Here is a 14962-nt window from a genome sequence, read left to right on the forward strand (position 1 = left end):
CCCGCTCTCCCCCACACCCCCCCCCCCGCGGGCCGGGCCGCCGGCGGCCCGGGGGGGGGGCCCCCCCCGGCCGCGGCGGCGGAGGTCAGGAGTTGCCGCGGCCGAGGAAGTGGCCGGCGGTGGTGGCGCTGGTGGAGCGGCGGTCGTGGGAGGCGTCCTCCACGACGTGGATCATGCTGCTGTCCGGGTCCATGCCGCGGTCCTTGGCCCAGCCGCTGACCAGGTGGGTCATCTCGTTGTTGGCGTCCAGGTAGGTGTCGGAGATCTTGGCGTTGGCGATGCTGTTGTTGTGGTCCTTCATCTGGTTGTCCCACTCCCAGGCCCAGGTGTCGACCAGGCGCTGGGCGCTGTCGCCGACCCACGGGATGAGGGTCGGCGGCGCGCCGATGACGTGGTACGCGACCTTGGCCTTCCAGTCGGCCTGGAGGTTGGCGTCGTCGCGCTGGCCCATCGCGACGTCCGCGCGGATCGCGTCGTAGACGCCGAGACTCGCGGCGCCCTTGTTCATCACGTCCTGGATGTCGTTCTGCGACGGGTTGGGCCCGATCGAGGAGAGCTCCTGGGCGATCTTCGCGCTCTCGGCCTTGTGCAGGGTGGCGTAGGCGTCCGGGTTGTCCGACAGCCCGCGCATGACCCGCACCAGGCTGTCCTCGCCGACGCCCATGTGCACCGTGCCGCTGCCGTCGGTCCACACCGAGCTGCCGTGGTCGGTGTACTGGGAGTTGCGGCCGTTGAAGATCTCGTGGGTGTCGTTGGTGTAGTCCGCCAGGGCGTTGGCCAGCGGCTGGCGCAGGGTGTCCTTGATCTTGTTGCCGCCCTGGCCCTCGTCCAGGGTCGTGATGGTGTCGTGCATGATCCGGGCCTGCGCCTCGGTGTGCTGACCGGTGTGCGGGGCGCCGGCCGGCTGGCCGGTGGTCGCGGCCTCCAGCGCCGCGCCCAGACCGCTCTGGGACAGCGGGTCCGGGACCTTGACCACGCCGGCGTAGGGGTTGGCGATCCAACCGTCCGGCCACTTGCGGTCCTTGAGCAGGTAGTGCAGGTGCTGGTTGCCGCCGCCCGCGTTCGGGTCCAGGTAGGCGGTGGCCGCCTCGGGCTCACGGCCCATGACGGACAGCACGTTGTCCAGCGGGTCGGCGCCCAGCGGGTCGCCGCTGTGACCGGCCTTGTAGCTCCACGCGTCCGGGTGCTTCTTCTCCGTCTCGGTGATGTCGTCGGCCAGGTCGCCGAGCATCGGGGCGGAGTACTTGGCGTCGCCCTTGGTCATCAGGGTGGTCAGGATCTGGTAGCCGTACACCGGATCCGTGTTGGAGCCGTAGTTGTTGTAGCCGGCGTTCTTCACGCCCTCGCGCCAGTGGCGGTAGAAGTCGGTGTTGGTGTCCTGGGTGGCGGAGGCCAGGGCGTGGGTGAGGCCGCCTTGCAGGTCGGTGTAGGCGGCCTTCTTGTCACCGCTCGGGCTGCCCAGCTTCTGGGCGAGCTTGATCATGCCGTCCGGGCCGAGCCTGTCGAGCAGGGCCTGGGAGAACTCGGGGTGGTCCGCCTTGTCCTTCATCAGGTCCTGCAGCTGCGAGAGCTGGCCCGCGTCGAGGCTGTCCAGGTTGGTGGCCAGGTCGTAGGCGCGCTGCGCGTCGCCCGCGTCACCGCCGCCCACCGCCTTGCCGTTGAAGGTGGTGTCCAGCAGGTTGTTCGCCTTGGAGGCGCCGCGCAGGGCCGCGGCGATCCGCTCGTCGGCGCGGGTGGCGGCCTGGATGCCGGCGGCTATCGCCTTGGTCCACTTGTCGGCGGCGTCCTCGTACGACTGCCGGCCCTCCGGGTCGTGCACCAGGGCGCGGCGGGTCGCCGGGTCGAGCGTGCTCTCGTCGAACACGGCGGTGCCGGTGCCGGTGACCTTGAAGCCGTCCTTGACCGCGCCGTCCGCGGCGTCGCGGGTCTGCTTCTGCGCCGCGGCGAAGTCGGTGTGCGCCTCGTCGAGCAGCGAGGCCATCGCGTTGGCCTCGGTCTGGGCGTCGACGATCTGGCCCTTGGTGGCGAGGAGTTGGGCGTTGGCGAGGGTGGCGGTGCTGCCGGTCCACCACGCACCTGTCCCGGTGCCGGTGCCGCCCAGCACGTCCTGCTGCATGGTGGTCTGCATGGTGTGGAAGCGCGCGGCCATCGCGCGCCACTGGGCGGCGGCGGTGGACAGGGCGTCGGGGTTGGCGTTGAGTACGTCCTCGTATCCGAGCATGGGTCACTGCACCTGGAGGGACTGGGCGATGGACAGGTTGGTGTTGCGGTAGTTGAACGTGGTCGACTGCATCGCGGCGGCGTTGGCGTTCAGCCGGCCGGTCAGCTGCTGGACCTGCTGGTGCCACTCGTCCAGCGAGTCCTTCAACGCCCCGGCGCTGGCCCAGCCCTTGAGCGCGGTGACGGCCGTCCCGGTGGCGTCGTTCGCGACGGCGCCGGCGGTGGGACAGTCGTGGGCCAGGTTGACCAGCGTGCCGTGCGCCTTGTCCATCGCGGCGTGGTCGACCGCGAATCCGCCTGCTGCCGGTGTGCTCATCTGTCGATTCCCCCATGTCTGTTGGCCCGGTTGTGTGGTGTGTACAACGGGCGCCGATGATCGTAAACCCGGAAGACACCGGAATCGGCAAGGGAATCACCATGGGTTTGTCACCGTTTCGTCTCTGCGGGTTCCGGCCCCGGCGCGCCAAGTGGCGCACGGGCGGGGCGAGGTGACACGCGGACGGGGACGAACGGGGCGGAGCCCGCAACGCGAACCGCCCGCCGGCGGGGCTGCCGGCGGGCGGGGTCGAGGCGGCCGAGGGCGGTCAGGCGAGCAGGTCGGACTGGAGGGTGACGACCTGACGGAACGCCGAGGTGGGGACGCCCTGGGGGTTGGTCATGGTGATGACGGCCACGACGTCGGAGGCGGACAGGTACGCCAGGCGGGTGGTCGGCACCCCCTTGCCGGCGGTCTCCGGCGAGTCCTTGAGAGTCACGTCGACGCCGTCGACGGTGTCCCAGTCGCTGTGGGGGGCGGTCTTCGCGTCGGGCGCGGCCTTGGCCGGGCTGTCCGAGCGCAGGCTGGAGAAGGTGTCCCAGCCCTCCGTCGAGGAACCGAAGCGCAGCAACCGGATCTGGGTGCGGGTGCCGTCGGAGGCCGTCCACTCCCGGACGGTGGCCGCCCGGCACACGTTCTGCAGGAGCAGCCCACGCGACTTGGCCGGGTCCTTCTGCTCGGCGAGGATCGCGTCGCACGGGACCCAGGAGGCGAGGGCCGTCCCGGCGGACGCCGAGGAAGCGGCCGACGCCGAGGGGGTGGCCGACGCCGAGGGGGTGGCCGACGCCGAGGGGGTCGGGCTCGCCGAGGGGGCGTCGGAGGGCGTGGCGGAGGACGACGCCGAGGGGGTCGCGGTGGGCACCGGGAAGACCGGCGCGGTCACGGAGCCGCCCGCCTCCTTGGGCGCGGGCAGCAGCAGGTAGCGCAGGTCCGCGTAGTGGAGCACCTTGCCCTTGCGGTCCGGCGCGGCCTTGCCCGAGGGCAGGGGCGGCAGGGTCAGGGGCGGGAAGGTGTAGCGGCCGTCGTTCGCGGTGGCCAGGCCGGGGATGTCGGTGCGCTCGGGGGTGGTGACGGCCATCGCGGCACCGGTGCCGGCGAGGGCGAACACCAGGACGGCGCAGCTCCAGCGCACGGCGGCCTTGCGGCGGCGGGTGCGCCGGGCGGCCTGCTCCTCGGGCGTCTCCAGGCTCTCCGGGGTCGCCAAGCTCTCCGGGGGCTCCTGGGCCTCCTGCGTCCCGGGGGTCTGCGCGGCCTCGGGGGTCTCGCCGGACTCCGGGAGCGCGGGGGCTGCCGGGGCTGCCGGGGCTGCCGGAGCCTCAGCGGGGGCAGGGGCCCCGGAGACCGCCCGGGTCTCGGCCGGGGCCGGGGCGGCCGGGTCCGGCACGGGCTGCGGGGCGGCGGGCTGGTCGGTCATACGGACGCTCCCGGGAGGGCGAGGCGGTCGAGCTGCATGGTGAAGAGGGCGACGATCTTGTCCTTGGGCAGCGGCGCCAAACCCTCGGTCTCCATGATCACCAGGAGGTCGCCCTCGGCGGCCGAGCACTCCAGGTGGTCGATCGGCGCGGACGGCGGCGCCGGCATCAGGTAGCAGTGCGCCTCGGGGTGACCGGGGACCTGCGGGCCGACGCGGAAGATGCCGGTGTCGCCGGTGAACACCGCGGTGTACTCGTTGATCTTCTGCACCTCCTGCTGGTTGAACTGGCGCAGCCGAAGCCCGATCACCAGGTCGTCCCCGCTGCTGCGGTAGGTCCGCACGCCGGTGCCCTTGACGTGCAGGCCCTCCCAGTAGGAGCGGAGCTGCTCGCGCTTGTCCTTGGGGATCTGCTGGAGTTCGGCCTCCAGCTCGCCGGCCAGCTGCCCGGTGCCGTACTCGGTGTCGTTGCCGTAGCCGCCCTGGTCCGGGCCGAGTTCGTAGCCGGCCGGAACGGGCAGCAGCAGGTCGCGCAGCGAGCCGAAGTGGCTGCCGTTGGACTTGGCGCCGAACGGCGTGGCACTCGCCGTCGGGGCGGGCGCGCCGGTGGGGCCGGCGGCGGTGGCCGGGGCGGGGTCGTCGTACTGGGTCTTGATGATGCCGATGCCGATCGCCACGCCCACCAGCGCCGCCGCGGCGGTCGCGGCGCCCGCGCGCAGCAGGCGGCGGGAGGCGGGGCGGGGCGCGGCGGGCTGCTGCTCACCGGTGGGCTCGGTGAAGGGCTGCCCGAAGGGCTGCGCCGTGAACGCCTGTTCCGTGGACGGCCGCTGCTCCGCGGACGGCTGCTGCTCCGCGGACGGCTGCTGCTCGGGACCGGGCGGCGCGACGGGCGGGGCCACGGGCGCGGCGGCGATCGGGGCCGGTTCGGGGGTGTCCGGGACGTCCGGGACCTCCGGGGTGGACGGGACGTCCGGGGTGGACGGGGTTCCGGTCACGGTGTCGTCGCTCATACCAGCCGCTCCCACTGCTGCTTCGCAAGGTCCTTGAGGGCCCCGGAGTCCACCTGCTTGGGGCTGAAGATCTCCACGGTCATCTGCACCGTGCCGCGCTTGGCGGTGGCGAAGCCGTAGTAGTACTGGTCGTTGCTGTCGGACCAGTACCTGGGCACGTTGTACACCGTGTAGCCGCCGTTGGCGCCGTCGGCGAAGGGCTCCGCGCGGTGGGACTTCGCCTCGTCGGAGTGGTCGGGCGCGTACTGGGTGAGCAGGACGCGGTACCTGATGTCGTCCTTCTTCCAGTCCACCTCGACCGCGCGCCGGAAGCCGGTGGACAGCAGGTCCTTGAACACCGGTCCCGGCCTGCCGCTGTGGTCGGCGAGGTCCCCGGCCGACATCCAGCTCGGCTTGTCCGGGAGGTCGCCCCAGGGGCCGCTGCCGTCCGGGGCGCTGATCAGCAGTTTGCGCAGGTCGCCGTCGATGGCCGGCGGCGCGGGCTGCTCGGCGGCGAAGGCGGTCGGGTCCACCACCAGGGCCGGGTAGGACGGGCGGGCGACCTGCAGCTTCGGCAGCGGCGTGGGCGGGCGCTGGGCCTGGATCGCGTAGCCGACACCGCCGCCGGCCAGCGCGCCCAGCACCAGGGCGCAGGTGGACAGCAGCACCGGGCGGGGGCGGCGCGGGGCGCGCGGCGCGGCCTCGGGGGCAGCCGACGGCAGGTCGGGGTCGGCGGTCAACTCACCTGTGGCGCGCGGGGTTTGGGGCTGCGGGGGAACGGGCTGCGCAGGCGGCTCGGGCTGTGCGGCCGGTTCGGGCTGCGCCGGCGGGACGGCCGGCGGGACGGCTGGCGCGGGCGGGGCGTCGGCCGGCGCGGGCGGCGGCTGCGCGGGTTCGGTGGTCACGGAAGTGGCTCCAGAGGAGGAGGAAGGGGTGGCGTCGGTGGGCGGGCGCAAGCTCAGCCGCCGGAGGCGAGCCACTCGCGCTGGCGCTTCATCAGGTCGTTCAGCAGCGCCTTGTCCGGCGTGCCCTTCACCTCGACGTCGATGGTGTACTGGACGTCGCCCTGGCTGCCGATGCCGGTCATCGAGCCGGTGAACGCCTCGTTCTTGGGCTTCTTCCGGAAGCCGTGGGCGTTCGGGTCGCCGTCGATGTCGATCGGCTCCTCCGACTTGATGTTGTAGAACTTGACGAACCTGCCGGCGATCTCGGCGGAGCCGAGGTGCAGCAGGGTGACGGTCACTTCGGCCTTGCCGTCGGCCGTCCGGTAGGTGCGGAGGGCACCGTCCTTGTAGCCGAGGTCCTTGAGGAGGGTGTCGATGTCGTCCGGCTTGCCGAACATCGCGGAGACCTCGTCGTGGGTCATCGCCATCCCGTCCGCGGGCCCGTACGACTCGCCGCCGTCGGGGATCGGGAGCAGGAAGTAGCGCAGGTCGCCCTCGTGCGTGGAACCGTTGACGGTGCCCTTGACGGTGCTGGCGGGCTTGGGCTCGGTCGGGACTGCGGTCGGCACCGGGACCGGCACGGCGGAGGGCGTGGCGCTCGCACTCGCACTCGCACTCGCCGAAGCGGTGGTGGTCGGGGCGGGCGCGGCGGCGGCCGGGCGGGTGTCCGGCTTGCCGACCGCGACGGTCACCGCCGCGCTGGCCGCCGTGACGGCGAGCAGCCCGGCGGTGGCCAGCGCGACGCCGACGGCGCGCGGCAGGCGGCGCGGGGTGGGACCGGGCGCGGGCACGGGCTCCGCGACGGGCTCGGGCACGGGCACGGGCCCGAGCGCGGGCTCCGCGACGGGCTCGGGCTCGGGCACGGGCTCTGCAGCCGGCTCGGGCGCGGCAACAGCCTCGGGCTCCGCGGCCGGCTTCGGCGGCGGATCGGCGAAAGCGCTCTCGTTTTCGGGCGCGGACAAAGGACTCCCCCAAGGGAAAAGTGGATTTCGCACGCGGACCACTCTCGGATTCCGCTCCCCTGCGGCTCTCCGGACCGTCCGTCACGTGTCTCAGCAGGCATTATGAGAGTCCGATGACAGCGGTGCCAACAAATTCAATCACCACACTCCCACCCAACGGCCGCAAACCGGACACGCCGTAATCCAAACGCAACCGGCCGGTGCGCGCGGAAAAGACCGAAGGCATTCGCGGACGAAGCGGCTCACCACCCGGACGCCGGCGCTACGGTGACCGGGCGACAGGCATCCAGGGCACGGTGCTGGTCGTGGGCGGGTTCCCCAGGGCGCTCGACGCGACCTTCGTCGCCGAGAAGGTCGTCGGGGAGCGGGTGGGCGTCGGGGGTGTCGGGGGCGGTGCCTACCCGGCGCTGAGCCGGGTGGCGCGCCACCTGAAGTCCGGCGGCTTCGACGAACGCTTCGAGTTCGGCCTCGCCCGGATCCTCCGACTTCCCTGAAGGAAGCCCTAGTTGGTTCAGGCGCCGCCGAAGGTGCGGCGGTAGGCGCCGGGGGTGGTGCCGAGCGCGGTGTGGAAGCGGCGGCGCAGGTTGACGGCGGAGGCCAGGCCGACCCGTACGGCCACGGCCTCCACCGGCAGGTCGGTCTGCTCCAGCAGCGCCCGGGCGGCGTCGATGCGCCGGGCCAGCAGCCACTGGCCGGGGCTGGTGCCGAGCTGCTCGGTGAAGCGCCGGGCCAGGGTGCGCCCGGAGAGCCCGGCGCGGGCGGCCAGGTCCTCCAGGGTCAGCCGCTCCCCCAGGCGCCCCTCGGCCCACTCCAGCAGCGGGGCCAGCGACTCGTCCGCCCGCGCGGGCGCCGGGACGGCGGCGTACTGCAGCTGGCTGCCCTCGCGGTGCGGAGGCAGCACCATGTGCCGGGCGACCTGGGCGGCGTAGGCGGCGCCGTGGTCGCGGCGCAGCAGGTGCAGGCACAGGTCGATGCCCGCGCCGGACCCGGCGCTGGTGGCGACGTCGCCGTGGTCGACGTACAGCACGTCCCGGTCGACCGTCAGGGCCGGGTACTCGGCGGCGAGTTGGGCGGTGCGGGCCCAGTGGGTGGTGGCGCGGCGCCCGTCCAGCAGTCCGGCCTGGGCCAGGACGAAGGCGCCGGTGCAGATGGACACGATCCGGGCGCCGCGGGCGCGGGCGGCGCGCAGCGCGTCCAGGACGGGCGGCGGCACCGGGGATCCCGGCGGCTGCCAGCCGGGGACGACCACGGTGTCGGCCCGCTCCAGCGCCTCCAGGCCCGCGTCGACCGTCAGCGGGACGCCGAGGGTGGTCGGCACCGGGCCGGGGGTCCGGGTGCACAGGGTGAAGTCGTAGTGGGAGGGCAGTCCGGCCCGTTCGGTGCCGAAGACCTCGGCGGCGCAGGCGAGTTCGAACGGCGCCTGGGGCGCGCCGAGCAGGGCCACCACCCGGTGGCGGGCCGCGTTCGCGGCAGAGGCGTCCATGGCAGGAATGTACCCGATGATGTCTTTCTGGACTCTGGGGCGGCGGGGCGGCGGCGGCCACAGTGGGGGCATGAGCGAGAACGACGGGAACGACGCGCTGAAGACGACGCTGCTGGCCGACGACGTGGAACCGGTCGAGGTCGGGCCGGGGATCGTGCGGCGGCGGCTGACCGCCACCGGGTACGCCCGTGGCTGGCTGATCGACTTCGCGCCGGGCAGCGAGTGGCCGGAGGTGGACGTGCACCACACCGAGGAGCGCTACTACGTGCTCAGCGGTGAGGTGATCGAGGGGGACGAGCGGCACCCGGCGGGCAGCTACGTGGTGTTCGCGCCGGGCAGCCGCCACCGGCCGCGCACGGAGACCGGCGCACGGATGCTCGGGATCACCCTCTCGGCCGCCTGACGGCCTGAACGCGGCACCCGCGCGGACGTGGACGGGAGCGGGGCGGCACCCGCACCGTCGATAGGCAGTTGATCGACATATGTCGCCAGACTGCCTATTGTGGTCGGTACCGACGGCCGCCGCGCCGTCGGCACCGACCCGCACCCGCGTGAGAGGACCGCCCGTGCCCCAACATCCGCGTACCGCCCGCACGTTAGCCATAGCCGCCGCAACGGTGGCACTGGCGCTGGCCGCGCCCGCGGCCCTGGCCCAGCCCGCGGCCGCGCAGCCCGTACCGGTGCCGGCCGCGGGCGCCGATCCGCTGCCGGCCCTGGTGGAGGGCAAGGACACCGCCGCCCCGCAGCTGGTGACCCGCCTCGACGAGCCCGCCCCCGGCGACCCGGCCCGGGCCGCCCTGGCCCACCTGGCCGCCCACCCCGAGCGCTACCGCATCGACACCGGCGAGCTGACCGAGCTCGACTCCACCCCCGGCCCGGGCGGCCGGCGCACCGTCAGGTTCGAGCAGCGCCACGGCGGCATCCCCGTCCTCGGCGGCCAGTACCTGGTGCACCTCACCGGCCAGGGCGCCGGGCAGAGGGTGCAGTCGGCGGGCGGGCGCTACTTCACCGGCCTGACCGCCCCCACCACCCCCGCCGTCCCGGCCGACACCCTGCGCCGCACCGCGCTGACCGCGCTGAGCGACCCGCAGCAGCGCGCCGACGCCACCGCCGAGGACCAGGGGGCGGTGATCCTGCCCGGTGGCCCCGGCCGCCTCGCCGAGCACTACACCGTGCACCCCAAGGCCGGCGGCACCGCCCGCGAGGTGTACGTCGACGCCACCGCCGGCACGGTCGCCCTGGCCTACGACGCCCGCGCGCCCCGGGCCGCCGACCCGGCGCCCACCCCGGTCGGCGGCCCCGGTGACGGACTGCAGCCCGCCACCGGCACCGCCCCCGACGCCCACGGGCGCAGTACCGCGCTGAACACCGCCAAGCGCCCCGACGGCACCTACCAGCTCACCGACCTCACCCGTCCCGCCGCCATCACCACCTACGACGCCGCCGGCCGCGACCAGGGCGACTTCGACCGCACCGTCCCGGCCGACGCCGCCCCCGTCTCCTCCCCCACCCCCGACTTCCCCGCCTCCACCGGGGACGACGGCGCCACCGACGCCCACGTCAACGCCGGGATCGTCTACGACTTCTACCGCGACCGGCTGGAGCGCGACGGCCTGGACGGCCAGGGCGGCCCGATCGTCTCCGTCGTCAACGTGAGCGACAACGGCCGCCCGTTCCCGAACGCGTTCTGGGACGGCCGCAAGATGGTCTACGGCTCCGGCCCCCGCTACTACCCGTTCTCCGCCGCCCTGGACATCGCCGGGCACGAGATGACCCACGCCGTCATCCAGCACACCGCGAACCTGGTCGGCTACGGCCAGTCCGGCGCCATGAACGAGGGGATCGCCGACTACTTCGGCAACGCCATCGAGGTGACCGCCCGCGGCCTGACCATGGACGACCCCACCGCCCCGCTGCTGGGCGAGAGCCTGTGCCGCACCGGCACCCCGCAGGCCTGTGCGCAGCGCCGCCTGGACGACCACCGCACCACCGTGGACGACTACCTGGGCGCCCTCGGCGACGTCGACCTGGGCGGGGTGCACGTCAACTCCACCATCTTCAGCGGCGCGCTGTGGGACATCCGGCGCACCGTCGACCCGCTCACCGCCGACCGGGTCGTCTACCACGCGCTCGCCGACTACCTCACCCCGACGGACGACTTCCTCGCCGGCCGCGACGCGGTGCTGGCCGCCGCGCTCGACCAGGGCCTGGACGGGCGCCAACTGCACGCCGTGGCCGCCGCGTTCGACGCGCACGGGATCCGCCCCGGCTGGCAGCACCGGCTCGGCATGGACAGCCGCACCTTGCTGCCGGACGTCCCCGACGGCATGGCCACCCCGGTCGCCGCGAACGGGCACTGGGTGGTCCTGGCCAACGGGCCCGACGGCAACGGGCTGTACACCGGCACCACCGACGGCCGCGGCAAGCCCGTACGGCTCAGCCCCGAGGACGGGCGCTTCCACGGCTGGGCCGCCACCGACGGCACCACCGCCGTGTGGGAGGCCCAGGGTGGCTCCCAGGGCCCGGGCCAGGAGGTGCTGACCGCCCCGCTCAGCGGCGCCGGCCCCGTGCGCAGCCTCTTCGACTCCACCACCCAGGGGGCCTCCGGCCTCCAGGTCTCCGGCGCGGACATCGCCTTCCTGGTCACCGACCACGCCACCGGCCGCACCCGGGCGCACCTGGTCCACGACGGCGGCGCGGCCATCGAACTCCCGCTGCCCGAGGGCCACCGCCTGTCCTACCTCACCCTGCGCGACGGCCTGCTCGGCTGGACCGAGACCTGGCAGGACGGCGGGCAGCAGGTGAGCGCGCCGACCGTCTACTCCATCGCCGCCGGGAAGGTCACCGCGCAGTACACCGCGCACGCCCCGGCCGGCTCCGGGCCGAGCACCGTCTCCTCCACCCTGCTCGCGGGCGGACGCCTGCTGTGGCTGGACACCCCCGCCCAGGCCACCGCCCGCAGCACCATCCGCTCCGGGGCCGGGAACGGCTCGGGCGTCGTCGACCTGCTGTCCGCGGACTCCCCGTACGCCCCGCGTTACACCACCCTGACCGCCTCCGACCAGGCCGTCACCTACCAGCTGACGTCCGAGCGGCCGGCCGGTGGCTGGACCAACGCCGCGCTGCCCAAGCTGTGGCAGGTCCCGCTGGCGGGCGGCGCCCCGCAGCGCCTGTCCTGCGACCGCGGCGGCCAGTACAGCCCGGCCGCCGACCAGGGCACCCGGGTGGTGTGGCTGGACGCCACCGCCGGCCGCGCGGACCTGGTGGTGCGCGAGCGCCCGGCGGGCAGCTGCTGAGCACGCGTCCCGGACGGTGGGGCGGCGGGGCCGGAACGGGCCCGCCGCCCCACCCGCTTGCCCGTCAGAGCCAGCCCCTGCGGGCCGCCTGGACGCCCACCCGTAAGCGGGTGGTGGCGCCGCTGGTCATCAGGGTGAGGATGCGGCGGTCGCGTTCGTCGATGCGCAGGCCGACGCCGGCGATGGTGGCCGGCACGGCCTGACTGAGTCGTCAGGCCCGCTGCCGCCGCCCGCGCTTGACCGGGCGACGGCTCGGCGTCTCCCCGTCCACCGGCATTCCCAGGCGCGTGAGCACCTCGCGCACGGCCAGTCGCCCCGCCTTGCGGTAGGAACGCTCGCTGGTGTCCATGTCATGCACGGCGGTGTGGTGCACGACCAGCGCCAACGCCACCGGGACGCCCGGCAGTTGCCCGGCCAGCTCCTCGCGGACGCCGGCCACCAGCGCCGCATGGTAGCGGGCGAGGTCCTCCGGCGCCGGGTCGCCGCGCACGGTGGCGCCGGCGGCGACCTCCAGGTGCACGCCCTCCTCCCACGGCTCGAAGTCCACGGTGGCGTCCGCGAGGTCGCCACAGGCCGACTGGAGCACATAGCGCGCCCGCACACCGCGCACGGGGCGGGGAGGGAAGGCCGTCATCGGCTCGGGGTCCATCGCTGGCCCGGTCAGGCCTGGGTGATCTCGACCGAGGTGATGACCACGTCCTCGACCGGGCGGTCGTCCTCGGTGGGCGTGGCGGCGATGGCGTCCACCACGGCCTTGGAGGCGGCGTCGGCGACCTGTCCGAAGATGGTGTGGCGGCGGTTGAGATGGGTGGGGGTGCCCACCGTGATGAAGAACTGCGAACCGTTGGTGCCCGGGCCGGAGTTGGCCATCGCCAGCAGGTAGGGCTTGGTGAAGAACAGCTCCGGGTGGAACTCGTCCGCGAAGGCGTAGCCCGGGCCGCCGGTGCCGGTGCCGGTCGGGTCGCCGCCCTGGATCATGAAGCCGGCGATCACCCGGTGGAAGAGCGTGCCGTCGTAGTACGGGCCGCTGCCCGGCTCACCGGTGCGCGGGTCGGTGTACTCCTTGGCACCCTCGGCGAGTTCGACGAAGTTGCGGACCGTCTTCGGCGCGTGGAACGGGAACAGTTCCAGCCGGATCGGGCCGGCCGTGGTGTGCAGGGTGGCGAACCGGGCAGTGGCCACGGGTGACTCCTCGGGTCGATCGGTACGGTGATCAGGGCTTTCGGGTGGGCATCCTGACACAGTGGGGGGTTCGCGGCCGAACCGGGTCCGCCGTCCGAGGAAAGGGGTGGCCGTGTGGTCGGTGCGGTACTGGTCGCACTGCTGGTGCTGGTCGTCGCCGGATGCGGCTGCGTGGTGTGGGCCGAGCGCGGCGGGCCGCGCTGGGTCCGCGCGGTCGCGGCCGTCACGCTCGGCGCGGGCGAGGCGCTGCGGCGCCTTGAGCGCGGTCAGCGCCGTCAGCGCAGGCGGCGGCGGAGCGTGAGCAGCGGGGACGGGGACGGGGACTGAGCTTGACGGACGAGCAGCGGCTGCGGCACGTGTTCACGGCGGCGCTGGCCGACGCGCTGACCGGGTCCGGCGGCCGACCTGCTTGGGCCTGGACGCGGAGACCGAGGACGCGCTGTGGGCGGTGTACGACGCGCACCCGCAGGCGCCGGAGGAGCTGGTGGCGGCGGCTCGGCTCGCCTTCGAGGGGCAGTTGGACGGCGCCGACGCGGCACGTCGGCGTGAGCGGATCGCCAGGTGGTTCGCCGAGCGCGGCGGCGGCTGAGCGGCCCCGGTGGCGGGGCGGGGCGTATCCCCGGCCGTCGCCGTGACGGCGGCGACGGCCGGGGAGGTACGAGTGTCAGCTCTCGGTGGAGCGGCGGCGGGAGATCGCGACCAGCGCGGCCCCGGCGGCGAGGGCGGCGGCGGCGCCGCCGGCCTCCCAGCCGAGCCCGTCGGTGCCGGTGGCGGCGAGCGTGCCGGTGGTGCCGGTGGTGGTGGTGCCCGTGGTGGTGCCCGTGGTGCCGGAGTCGGTGGTGCCGGTGGTGGTGGTCTCGGTCAGGCCGGCCGGCTGGACGGTCTGCGGCTGCTGGGCGCCCTGGCCCTGCTGTCCGGCGGACTTGTCGGCCGGCTTGTCGGCGGCCTTGTCACCCGGCTTGTCGGCGGGCTTGTTCGCGGCGGCCTCGTCCAGGGCGCGGGCCTTGGCCCAGCCCTCGTTGAGGAAGGCCTGGATGTCGGCGTCGCTGCCGTCCATCGCCTTGCCCGCCGCCTCGCGCACGGCCGGGCCGCCGGCGGCCATGATCTGGGAGACCTTCACCCGGTTGTCGTCGGAGCGCAGCTTGGGCAGTTCGACGTGCAGGAAGTGGGCGACGTCGGCCGGGGTGCCGCTGAGCGCCTTCTTGGCGGCCTCGACGGTGTACGGGCCGGTGTTCTTGTCGGACAGGGCGACGAACACCGCGACGCGGTCGTCCGAGGCCTGGGCGGCGGGCCAGCCCTCCTTGAGGAACTTCGCGACGTCCGCGTCGCTGCCGTCCAGCGCCTTGGCGGCCCCCTCGCGCACCTCGCGGCCGCCGGTGGCGAGGAGCTGGGAGACCTTCACCCGGTTGTCGTCGCCGCGCAGCTTGGCCAGGTCGACCGTCAGGAAGTGCCGCATCTCGGCCGCGGTGCCCTTGAGCGCCTTCTCGGCACCCTCGCGCACCCCGGGCCCGGTCTCCTTGTCGGCCAGGATCGCCTGGATCGCGGCGCGGTCGTCGTCCTCGGCCTGGGCGGCGGGCCAGCCCTCCTTGAGGAACTTCGCGACGTCCGCGTCGCTGCCGTCCAGCGCCTTGCCGGCCGCCGCGCGCACGGCCGGGCCGCCGGCGGCCATGATCTGGGACAGCTTCACCCGGATGTCGTCGCCGCGCAGCTTGGCCAGGTCGACCGTCAGGAAGTGCCGCATCTCGGCCGCGGTGCCCTTGAGCGCCTTCTCGGCACCCTCGCGCACCCCGGGCCCGGTCTCCTGGTCGGCCAGGATCCGCTGGATCTCGGCGCGGTCGCGCTGCTCCTGACCGTCGGTACCCTCGGTGGGGGCGGTGTCCGGCGCGGAACCCGAGGCGGTGTCAGGGCCGGAGACCCCGGTCGGCTGGGGGGCGTCGGCGGCCGAAGCCGTCGAGGGGAACAGGACGGCGGGGGCCAGGACGGCGGCCGCGACGACAGCGGACACCCGGGGCAGCTTCATGCAGCGGAACCTGTCTTCTTCTTGTGAAGGGATCATGAACGCCCCACAGCATAGATCCTCTTTTACTTTTGCCATACCAGTATTTGCCGCACGCCGCCGAACCCTGCCCGACGGCGTGTCCCGCCTGGTCAAGTACGCC

At 74.1% G+C, this 14962-nt stretch carries 16 protein-coding genes; 5 read left to right on the forward strand and 11 right to left on the reverse strand.

Going from position 1 to position 14962, the window contains the following annotated elements; all coding sequences use genetic code 11:
• Nucleotides 1–85: 85 nt before the first annotated feature.
• From ABZW30_RS36035 to ABZW30_RS36060, 6 genes are all read right to left on the reverse strand, one after another.
• A complete protein-coding gene (locus ABZW30_RS36035) occupies nt 86–2221 on the reverse strand; it encodes a DUF6571 family protein (RefSeq protein WP_355675473.1) in 2136 nt (711 codons plus the stop codon).
• Between the two features lie 3 nt (nt 2222–2224).
• On the reverse strand, nt 2225–2536 hold the full coding sequence (locus ABZW30_RS36040) for a hypothetical protein (RefSeq protein WP_355675474.1): 312 nt from the start codon (nt 2534–2536) through the stop codon (nt 2225–2227).
• Between the two features lie 268 nt (nt 2537–2804).
• Nucleotides 2805–3950, reverse strand: a complete 1146-nt coding sequence (locus ABZW30_RS36045) for a hypothetical protein (RefSeq protein ID WP_355675475.1) — start codon at nt 3948–3950, stop codon at nt 2805–2807.
• Entirely contained in the window at nt 3947–4957 is a 1011-nt protein-coding gene (locus tag ABZW30_RS36050; protein WP_355675476.1) for a hypothetical protein, read from the reverse strand. The genes ABZW30_RS36045 and ABZW30_RS36050 overlap by 4 nt, the downstream gene beginning before the upstream one ends.
• On the reverse strand, nt 4954–5841 hold the full coding sequence (locus ABZW30_RS36055; RefSeq protein WP_355675477.1) for a hypothetical protein: 888 nt from the start codon (nt 5839–5841) through the stop codon (nt 4954–4956). Before ABZW30_RS36055 ends, ABZW30_RS36050 begins: the two co-directional genes overlap by 4 nt.
• Nucleotides 5842–5894: 53 nt before the next feature.
• Complete coding sequence (locus ABZW30_RS36060) at nt 5895–6743, reverse strand: hypothetical protein (RefSeq protein WP_355675478.1); 849 nt, start codon at nt 6741–6743, stop codon at nt 5895–5897.
• Between the two features lie 404 nt (nt 6744–7147).
• Between ABZW30_RS36060 and ABZW30_RS36065 the strand changes: the two genes are divergently transcribed.
• The gene (locus tag ABZW30_RS36065; protein WP_355675479.1) at nt 7148–7336 is read left to right on the forward strand and encodes a TetR/AcrR family transcriptional regulator C-terminal domain-containing protein; all 189 of its coding nucleotides are present in this window, start codon (nt 7148–7150) and stop codon (nt 7334–7336) included.
• Between the two features lie 17 nt (nt 7337–7353).
• On the opposite strand, the gene ABZW30_RS36070 is transcribed toward ABZW30_RS36065, so the two are convergent.
• Entirely contained in the window at nt 7354–8325 is a 972-nt protein-coding gene (locus ABZW30_RS36070) for a helix-turn-helix domain-containing protein (RefSeq protein WP_355675480.1), read from the reverse strand.
• 70 nt (nt 8326–8395) lie between these two features.
• On the opposite strand from ABZW30_RS36070, the gene ABZW30_RS36075 reads away from it, so the two are divergent.
• A complete protein-coding gene (locus tag ABZW30_RS36075) occupies nt 8396–8728 on the forward strand; it encodes a cupin domain-containing protein (RefSeq protein ID WP_355675481.1) in 333 nt (110 codons plus the stop codon).
• 163 nt (nt 8729–8891) lie between these two features.
• Complete coding sequence (locus ABZW30_RS36080) at nt 8892–11621, forward strand: M4 family metallopeptidase (RefSeq protein WP_355675482.1); 2730 nt, start codon at nt 8892–8894, stop codon at nt 11619–11621.
• 64 nt (nt 11622–11685) lie between these two features.
• On the opposite strand, the gene ABZW30_RS36085 is transcribed toward ABZW30_RS36080, so the two are convergent.
• From ABZW30_RS36085 to ABZW30_RS36095, 3 genes are read right to left on the reverse strand one after another with little or no spacing between them, the layout of a single operon-like run.
• Nucleotides 11686–11817: a hypothetical protein gene (locus ABZW30_RS36085; RefSeq protein WP_355675483.1), complete on the reverse strand. Its 132-nt coding sequence runs from the start codon at nt 11815–11817 to the stop codon at nt 11686–11688.
• A gap of 15 nt (nt 11818–11832) precedes the next feature.
• Entirely contained in the window at nt 11833–12255 is a 423-nt protein-coding gene (locus ABZW30_RS36090; RefSeq protein WP_355675484.1) for a hypothetical protein, read from the reverse strand.
• A gap of 26 nt (nt 12256–12281) precedes the next feature.
• Nucleotides 12282–12803 (reverse strand): peptidylprolyl isomerase, encoded by a 522-nt coding sequence (locus ABZW30_RS36095; protein WP_355675485.1) that lies wholly within the window; start codon nt 12801–12803, stop codon nt 12282–12284.
• A gap of 114 nt (nt 12804–12917) precedes the next feature.
• Here ABZW30_RS36095 and ABZW30_RS36100 point away from each other — a divergent pair, with 114 nt between their 5' ends.
• Both ABZW30_RS36100 and ABZW30_RS36105 read left to right on the forward strand, forming a co-directional pair.
• Complete coding sequence (locus ABZW30_RS36100; RefSeq protein ID WP_355675486.1) at nt 12918–13130, forward strand: hypothetical protein; 213 nt, start codon at nt 12918–12920, stop codon at nt 13128–13130.
• An 82-nt stretch (nt 13131–13212) separates the two neighbouring features.
• Nucleotides 13213–13392, forward strand: a complete 180-nt coding sequence (locus tag ABZW30_RS36105) for a hypothetical protein (RefSeq protein WP_355675487.1) — start codon at nt 13213–13215, stop codon at nt 13390–13392.
• A gap of 75 nt (nt 13393–13467) precedes the next feature.
• Here ABZW30_RS36105 and ABZW30_RS36110 read toward each other — a convergent pair whose 3' ends face one another.
• Nucleotides 13468–14808, reverse strand: coding sequence for an ALF repeat-containing protein (locus ABZW30_RS36110; protein ID WP_355675488.1), 1341 nt, complete (start codon nt 14806–14808; stop codon nt 13468–13470).
• Nucleotides 14809–14962 lie beyond the last annotated feature (154 nt).

Origin of the sequence: Kitasatospora sp. NPDC004669 (assembly GCF_040609455.1) — a bacterium.
Lineage (GTDB): Bacteria > Actinomycetota > Actinomycetes > Streptomycetales > Streptomycetaceae > Kitasatospora.

Excerpts from the sequence above, each read along its gene's own strand:
- ABZW30_RS36035 (WP_355675473.1), bottom strand. The coding sequence starts at position 2,221 with ATGCTCGGATACGAGGACGTACTCAACGCCAACCCCGACGCCCTGTCC.
- ABZW30_RS36040 (WP_355675474.1), bottom strand. The coding sequence starts at position 2,536 with ATGAGCACACCGGCAGCAGGCGGATTCGCGGTCGACCACGCCGCGATG.
- ABZW30_RS36045 (WP_355675475.1), bottom strand. The coding sequence starts at position 3,950 with ATGACCGACCAGCCCGCCGCCCCGCAGCCCGTGCCGGACCCGGCCGCC.
- ABZW30_RS36050 (WP_355675476.1), bottom strand. The coding sequence starts at position 4,957 with ATGAGCGACGACACCGTGACCGGAACCCCGTCCACCCCGGACGTCCCG.
- ABZW30_RS36070 (WP_355675480.1), bottom strand. The coding sequence starts at position 8,325 with ATGGACGCCTCTGCCGCGAACGCGGCCCGCCACCGGGTGGTGGCCCTG.
- ABZW30_RS36075 (WP_355675481.1), top strand. The coding sequence starts at position 8,396 with ATGAGCGAGAACGACGGGAACGACGCGCTGAAGACGACGCTGCTGGCC.
- ABZW30_RS36090 (WP_355675484.1), bottom strand. The coding sequence starts at position 12,255 with ATGACGGCCTTCCCTCCCCGCCCCGTGCGCGGTGTGCGGGCGCGCTAT.